Raw genomic sequence first — 6,849 nt, forward strand, 5'->3', positions numbered from 1 at the left:
CGGCACTGCACGACACCGAAGCGGAATCCGGCGACGAGGAGGAACTGCAGGACCTCTACGACATCGACGAGCAGGAGGCCGCCGAACTGGGCGCCGACCTCGACCCGGCGGCGGAGATCGAACCGGAACTCGACTGACCCCCGCGCCCTCAGCCGCGGTCAGAGCACCGGGTCGAGGACCAGCACCGGGATGAGCCGATCGGTCTTCTGCTGGTACTCCGCGTACGGCGGGTACGCCTCCACGGCGCGCGCCCACCACTGCTCGCGCTCCGCACCGGCGACCTCGCGGGCGAGGTACTTCGCGACAGTGGTCCCGTCCTGCACGGTCACCTCGGGGTTGGCACGTACGTTGCCGTACCAGGCCGGGTGCTCCGGCGCCCCGCCCTTGCTCGCGATCATCGCGTATCGGCCGTCGTGCTCGACGCGCATCAGCGGGACCAGCCGCGCCTTACCGGTCTTCGCGCCGGTCACCGTGAACAGCACGATCCGGCGGTCCAAGACGGTCACGCCGTCGGTGGTCCCGGTGCGCAGAATCTGCTCCGTCTGGTCCCGGACCCACTCGGTCGGGCTCCGCTCAGCGTTCGTAGTCATGTAGCAGCCGAACGACGCCGGCCGCTCACCTATTCCCTGTGGCGGAGTTGGCCGGGGGCCGCCTGCGGCTGTTCGACATCGCGCCGGCACGCGATGCAGGGGTGCCCTGACGGCGCGTCAGTTCGGGCTCGACGATTCGCTCCCTGACCTGACGGCCCGTCGTCTGCCGGTCCGCTCGGTTCAGGGTGGCGAGGGTGTCGAGGTCGGCGGGGGTGAACAGGTCGATGAAATGTCGGCGGACGTTCGCTCGTGCTGGGGCGCCGCGTCCTCGATGGCGCGGCGTCCGGCCGGCAGGTCTCACCCCCGACGGCAGTTCCGGTGCGCAGGAGATCGCCGAGGCCGTTGCCGGCGAGCATGTCGTCAAGGCGTTCAACACCCTGTTCTCCGATGTGCTGGCGGCCGGCCCAGCCGAGGGTCGCCCATTGGACGCGTTCATCGCCGCGACGACGCGCAGGCGAAGGCCCGCGTGTCGGAGTTCATCGAGAGCCTGGGACTACGCCCGATGGACGCCGGGCAGCTGCCAATGGCGCGGACACTGGAGAACGCCGCCCTGCTGCTGCTGGGCCTCGTCGCGCACTGCGTCAAGCACACGAACTTCTTCCTCGGCGTCAGCATTCTCAGCTGAGCGCACCCGCACCACCACTTCTCGCGCCACATCACGCCGGTCGACCCACGGCGAGAAGAGCAGCCCCTCCATCGACCCTGACAAGGAAGTGGCATGCGAGTTTTCGGCACTGGCGGGACCGGCCATTCCGGTTCGTACATCGTCCCCGAGCTCAGCGCCGCCGGGCACGAGGTCAGGCCGGCCAACGCCCGTGGTCATCTGCCATCGAAGCCGAGTGCGATGGGGTGAGCCGGGCACCGGCTGAGACCCCTCTGGCGCTGGGGCCGCCCCGGGCAGGACAATCCCCCCGTCCCCGTTGCGCACCCATGTGACCGCCGGAAGGGAACGAATGCCCATGTCCCGAACCACCGAGGTATTCGACACCGCCGATACCGCCGACACCGCCGACGCCGACGACGTCGGTGTCAGCCGGCGGCGCTTCGTGGGTTACGCAATGGCCGGTGCGACCCTGATCGTCGCCGGCCGTTACGTGGTGGACGTGCCGCCCGCGGCCGCGGCCGGTGCGGCGGCGGGCGGCGCGCCGATCCCTAGCAATGACCTGCCCGCCGACCACTACGACTTCATGGACTTCATGCGGGATCAGACCCGTCCGGTGACCCCGCTGCTCACCCTGGAGGTCACCCCGGACGGTCGCGTCCACTTCGACATGCCGCGCTGCGAGGTCGGTCAGGGCTTGGAGACCGGTGTCGCGCAGGTCATCGCCGACCAGTTGGAGATCCCGTACGAGCACGTCGACATCACCATGTCGAAGGCCCGGGTCGATATGTGCGACTCCCAGGTGACCGGTGGGTCGACCTCGCTGGCCGCGCTGTGGCAGCCGCTGCGGGCGCTCAGCGAGCTGACCCGTCGGCGCCTGATCGGTGCGGCCGCGAAGCAGTGGAACCTCTCGGCTCACCAGCTGAGGACCAAGGGCGACGGGTACGTCTACGGGCCGGACGGGCAGCGGGCCGGCTACGGCGAGATCGCGATCCCGGTGGGGGCCGAGGACGAGATGATCGGAGAGCTGTTTGACTCTGCGCTCGGTCCCCCCAAGCGTGGCGTGATCGGCAAATCGGTCCCGCGCAAGGACCTCTTGGCGGCGGTGACCGGTGCCAAGAAGTTCGCGATGGACCTGGAGATCCCCGGCGCGCTGCCGACGATGTTGTGCCGGCCGCCGCAGTTCAACGGCCGCGTGGACAAGGTCAAGAACCTCGACAAGGTCAAGCAGATGCCGGGCGTCACCGACGTCGGGGTCATCGACGCAACCCACCGCTCGTCGGCGGTGGCGGTGCGGGCGAACACCTTCGGCCAATGCATCGACGCCATCCGTGCCCTCGACGTGGATTGGCTGGTGGGCGACACGGGCAAGGTCGACTTCGACGGTTTGATGTCCGATCTCGAGGCGGCCAAACTCCCACTGCCGCCCGCCCCGCCGGGTGCGGAGGTCTTCGAGCACACCTACAGATTCCAGTTCCGTGGCAACTCGCCGTTGGAGACCAACTGCGCGGTCGGGGATTTCCGCGAAGACCGCCTGGAGGTCTGGACGGCCGCGAAGATTCCGGGGGCCATCCTGGCCCAGCTCTCCGACGAGTTCGGCCTGCCGCTCGACAAGGTGATCGTCAACGTGGTCTACGCCGGCGGGTCCTTCGGGCGAAAGCTGCACGGTGACCAGGTGCTCGAGGCCGCCCGGGCCTCGAAGCTGTTCGGCAAGCCGGTGCGCCTGATGTGGCACCGCACCGACGACATCCGGCACGGACGCCAGCATCCCGGTGCCGTCTCCCACATCCGGGCGACCAAGGTCGGCAATTCCATCACCAGCTACACCCACATGCACACCTCGTCGGCGATGGACGTCACCCACAGCGCCGGGGACGTGATCTCCCCGGTGATGATGAGGAAGGACCCGAGCCGGTACTGGGGCAACACCGCGGTGACCATGTACCTCTACCAGATCCTCACCCAGGTGCCGTACAACTTCGGCCCGACCCAGTCCGCGCTCAACGAGGTCCACCACTACGACTTCCTGCCCACCGCCGCGGTGCGCAACGTCTACTCCCCGGACCTCGCGGCCTCCCGTGAACTGTTCGTCGAGGAGCTCGCCGAGGCCTTCGGCATGGACGGCTACGAATTCCGGCGCGCGTTTGCGCGGAGCCCTGACATGGTCGTCGCACTGGACGCGGTCGCGAAGCGTGGGGAGTGGGGCCGGAGCATGCCGGCCGGGATGTTCCAGTCGATCGCCTGCCACGTCGAGTACAAGGGCCACATGGCGTGCCTGATGGAGATCGACAACCGCCCGGCCACGGTCGAGCCCCGTCTGCGGAACGGGCTGCCGGGCCCGCGCATCACCAAGGCGATCGCGGCCATCAGCATGGGCATCCCGGTCAACCCGGACCAGGTCCGGGCCCAGCTGATGGGTGGCGTGCTGGACGGCACTGCGGCCGCGATGTCGGAGGGGCTGCACTGGATGGACGGCCTACCGCTGGAGGGCGGCTGGGACGACTACGGCTGGGTCCGGCAGTGGACGGTTCCGCCGGAGACCGATTTCATCCTGCTCGACAACGGCGCGGTCGCGCCCAGCGGCGCCGGCGAGGTCGGTGTCGCCGCCGGCTACGGCGCAGCCGCGGTCGCGATGCAGAAGGCACTCGGTCGCAAGATCACCGAGTTCCCGGCGAACTTCCGGGATCCGCTGTCCTTCCGCCCCATCCCCAAGGTGCCCTCGGTGCCGATGAGCCCGACCCGGGTTCTTCCGGTCTGAGGTGGAGACCCAGATCTAGGTCTGCCACCGTCGATCTGGCCCCCGACCTACGCTTCGGGTCGGGGGCGGATCGTTGTCAACCGGTGTTCGCGGTCAGGCCCGCGGCCTCGATGCCGGCCACCGCGGCCGCCTCGTCGTTGTCCGAGGTGTCGCCGGATATCCCGACCGCGCCGACGGTGACCCCGCCGTCCTGGATCAGCACGCCACCGGGCACCGGCACCAACGCGCCACCGATCGCCGCACCGGCGGCGGTGATGAAGTAGGGCTGCTGCTCGGCCCGCGCCATCAGGGCCCGGGACCCGATACCGATCGAGATCGCACCGAACGCCTTGCCGTGCGCGATCTCGAACCGCTTGTTCGACGAGCCGTCCTCCCGCTCGGCGGCGACCACGTTGCCGCCGGCGTCGAGCACCACCACGGTCAACGGTTTGAAGCCCTTGTCGTGTCCGAACTGCAGCGCGGCGGTCATGATCGTGCGGGCCGTGGCCAGGTTCGTGCTCATGCGTGGGTTCCCTTCGCCTCCGCCCGGCGGGCGTGCAGGATCGGTTCGGTGTAGCCGGACGGGGACTCGGTGCCGCGGAAGATCAGGTCGTGCGCGGCGCGGAAGGCCGGGCCGTCGAAGCCCGGTGCCATGGGTGTGTACAGCGGATCGCCGGCGTTCTGGCCGTCGACCACCACTGCCATCCGGCGCAGCGCGTCCTCCACCTCCTCGCCGCGGACCACCCCGTGCAGCAGCCAGTTCGCGATGTGTTGGGAGGAGATCCGGCATGTCGCCCGGTCCTCCATCAGCCCCACGTCGTGGATGTCCGGCACCTTCGAGCACCCGACGCCCTGGTCGACCCAGCGCACCACGTAGCCGAGGATGCCTTGGGCGTTGTTCTCGATCTCGGCCCGACGGTCCTCGTCGGACCAGTCGGCCGACGGCGCGAGCGGTACCGTCAGCAGGTCCTCGAGCGCAGCCCGGGTCTGCCCGGCCAGCTCGGCCTGACGTGCCGTCACATTCACCCGGTGGTAGTGGGTGGCGTGCAGGGTCGCCGCCGTCGGCGAGGGCACCCAGGCGCAGTTGGCGCCGGCCGTCGGGTGACCGATCTTCTGCTCCAGCATGTCGGCCATCCGGTCCGGAGCGGCCCACATACCCTTGCCGATCTGCGCCCGCCCGGCCAGGCCGCAACGCAGTCCGGTGTCGACGTTCCAGTCCTCGTAGGCCTTGATCCAGGTGGTGGCCTTCATGTCGTTCTTGCGCACGACCGGGCCGGCCTGCATAGAGGTGTGGATCTCGTCGCCGGTGCGGTCCAGGAACCCGGTGTTGATGAACACCACCCGCGAGGCTGCCGCGCGGATGCACTCGGCGAGGTTGACGGTGGTCCGCCGCTCCTCGTCCATGATTCCCATCTTCAGCGTGTCCACGGGCAGTCCGAGGGTGCGTTCGACCGCGGCGAACAGGTCGCTGGTCAGCGCCACCTCGTCCGGGCCGTGCATCTTCGGCTTGACCAGGTAGACCGACCCGGCGGGGGAGTTGCGATCGGCCGGGTCGCGCCGCAGGTCGTGCAAGGCGCAGGCCGCGACCACGAACGCGTCGAGAATGCCCTCGCCGATCGGGGCGCCGTCCCGGTCCAGGACCGCCCCCGTGGTCATCAGGTGCCCGACGGTGCGGGCCAGCAGGAGGGCCCGCGCCCGCACGCGCAGCGGTGAGCCGTCGACGGCGGTGTAGGTGCGATCGGGGGAGACGGTGCGTAGGAACTCCGAGCCGCCCTTGGCCACCGCCGCGGACAACGTGCCTTGCATCAGCCCGAGCCAGTTCCGGTACGCCGCGACCTTGTCCGCGGCGTCCACGCACGCGACCGAGTCCTCGAGGTCCATGATCGCGGTGATCGCCGACTCCAACAGCACGTCAGCAACACCCGCCGGGTCGGTCGCGCCGACCGGGTGTGTGCGGTCAACGCGGATCTCGATGCCCAGGCCGTGGTTGCGCAGCAGCACTGCGGACGGCGCTCCCGCGTCCCCGGTGTGGCCGAGGAACACCGTCGTGTCTCGCAGCCCGACGACACGCCCGTCGTCCAGAGCCACTGCCAACACCCCGTCGGCCACCGTGTACGTCGTCGCCGCCGAGTGCGAACCCTCGACGAGGGGCACCACGTCGTCGAGGAAGGCCCGCGCCCACGCGATCACGTGCTTGCCGCGGTCCGTGTCGTAGGGTCCGGCCGGCGGCGGGTCGCCGAGGGCGTCGGTGCCGTAGAGCGCGTCGTAGAGCGAGCCCCAGCGGGCATTCACCGCGTTCAGCGCGTACCGCGCGTTGGTCACCGGTACCACCAGCTGGGGGCCGCTGATGGACGCGATCTCCGGATCCACGTTCGCGGTGCTGATCCTGAAGTCCGCCCCGGCCGGCACCAGGTACCCGAGCTCGGCGAGAAACGCCCGGTACTCCGCGGGTTCACCGAGCCCACCCCGCTGCCGATGCCAGTCGTCGATTGCGGCCTGGATGCGTTCCCGGACCGCCAGCAGGTCCCGGTTGCGCGGTCCGAGAGCGTGTACCGCCGCGGACAGTCCGGCAAAGAACTGCTCACCGGATACGCCGACCCCGGGCAGCACCTCGGTGATCAGGAACTCGTGCAATTCGGTCTCGACCGTCAGCTCGGCGACCGGGACAGGCTTCGGGGCCATGCATTCTCCTCCGTCGGCACGACGTCCTCGAACCTACGACTTCTCGTCCAGCACGATCATCTTGGGGCGTGCGAGGTGCACTCGAGTCCGGGTCCCGGCGGTGCTCGCGCGGTCGTGACAGCGACCGGGCGAAGCGGAAGACTACGGGCATGGGAACCAGGGACGGCGCCGACGGTGATCCGGTCGCGGCACTGCACGACACCGAAGCGGAATCCGGCGACGAGGAGGAACTGCAGGAC

General features: G+C 69.6%; 5 protein-coding genes. 2 read left to right on the top strand and 3 right to left on the bottom strand.

Translation table 11 applies throughout. The features are described 5' to 3' along the window. Positions 1-158: 158 nt before the first annotated feature. The gene (locus VHU88_06940; GenBank protein HEX3611407.1) at positions 159-590 is read right to left on the bottom strand and encodes a nitroreductase family deazaflavin-dependent oxidoreductase; all 432 of its coding nucleotides are present in this window, start codon (positions 588-590) and stop codon (positions 159-161) included. Positions 591-1,056: 466 nt separating this feature from the next. Here VHU88_06940 and VHU88_06945 point away from each other — a divergent pair, with 466 nt between their 5' ends. Both VHU88_06945 and VHU88_06950 read left to right on the top strand, forming a co-directional pair. Then, positions 1,057-1,215 (top strand): hypothetical protein, encoded by a 159-nt coding sequence (locus VHU88_06945; GenBank protein HEX3611408.1) that lies wholly within the window; start codon positions 1,057-1,059, stop codon positions 1,213-1,215. 334 nt (positions 1,216-1,549) lie between these two features. After that, positions 1,550-3,949, top strand: coding sequence for a molybdopterin cofactor-binding domain-containing protein (locus VHU88_06950; protein HEX3611409.1), 2,400 nt, complete (start codon positions 1,550-1,552; stop codon positions 3,947-3,949). 76 nt (positions 3,950-4,025) lie between these two features. On the opposite strand, the gene VHU88_06955 is transcribed toward VHU88_06950, so the two are convergent. Both VHU88_06955 and VHU88_06960 read right to left on the bottom strand, forming a co-directional pair. Then, positions 4,026-4,451, bottom strand: coding sequence for a heme-binding protein (locus tag VHU88_06955; protein HEX3611410.1), 426 nt, complete (start codon positions 4,449-4,451; stop codon positions 4,026-4,028). Next, positions 4,448-6,610, bottom strand: a complete 2,163-nt coding sequence (locus VHU88_06960; protein ID HEX3611411.1) for a malate synthase G — start codon at positions 6,608-6,610, stop codon at positions 4,448-4,450. Before VHU88_06960 ends, VHU88_06955 begins: the two co-directional genes overlap by 4 nt. Positions 6,611-6,849: the final 239 nt, after the last annotated feature.

It is taken from the genome of Sporichthyaceae bacterium (assembly GCA_036269075.1).
In the GTDB taxonomy this organism is placed as follows: Bacteria; Actinomycetota; Actinomycetes; order Sporichthyales; family Sporichthyaceae; genus DASQPJ01.

What these genes read in the sequence shown, in the direction of transcription:
- VHU88_06940 (HEX3611407.1), bottom strand. Translation starts at nt 590, where the DNA reads ATGACTACGAACGCTGAGCGGAGCCCGACCGAGTGGGTCCGGGACCAG.
- VHU88_06950 (HEX3611409.1), top strand. Translation starts at nt 1,550, where the DNA reads ATGTCCCGAACCACCGAGGTATTCGACACCGCCGATACCGCCGACACC.
- VHU88_06955 (HEX3611410.1), bottom strand. Translation starts at nt 4,451, where the DNA reads ATGAGCACGAACCTGGCCACGGCCCGCACGATCATGACCGCCGCGCTG.
- VHU88_06960 (HEX3611411.1), bottom strand. Translation starts at nt 6,610, where the DNA reads ATGGCCCCGAAGCCTGTCCCGGTCGCCGAGCTGACGGTCGAGACCGAA.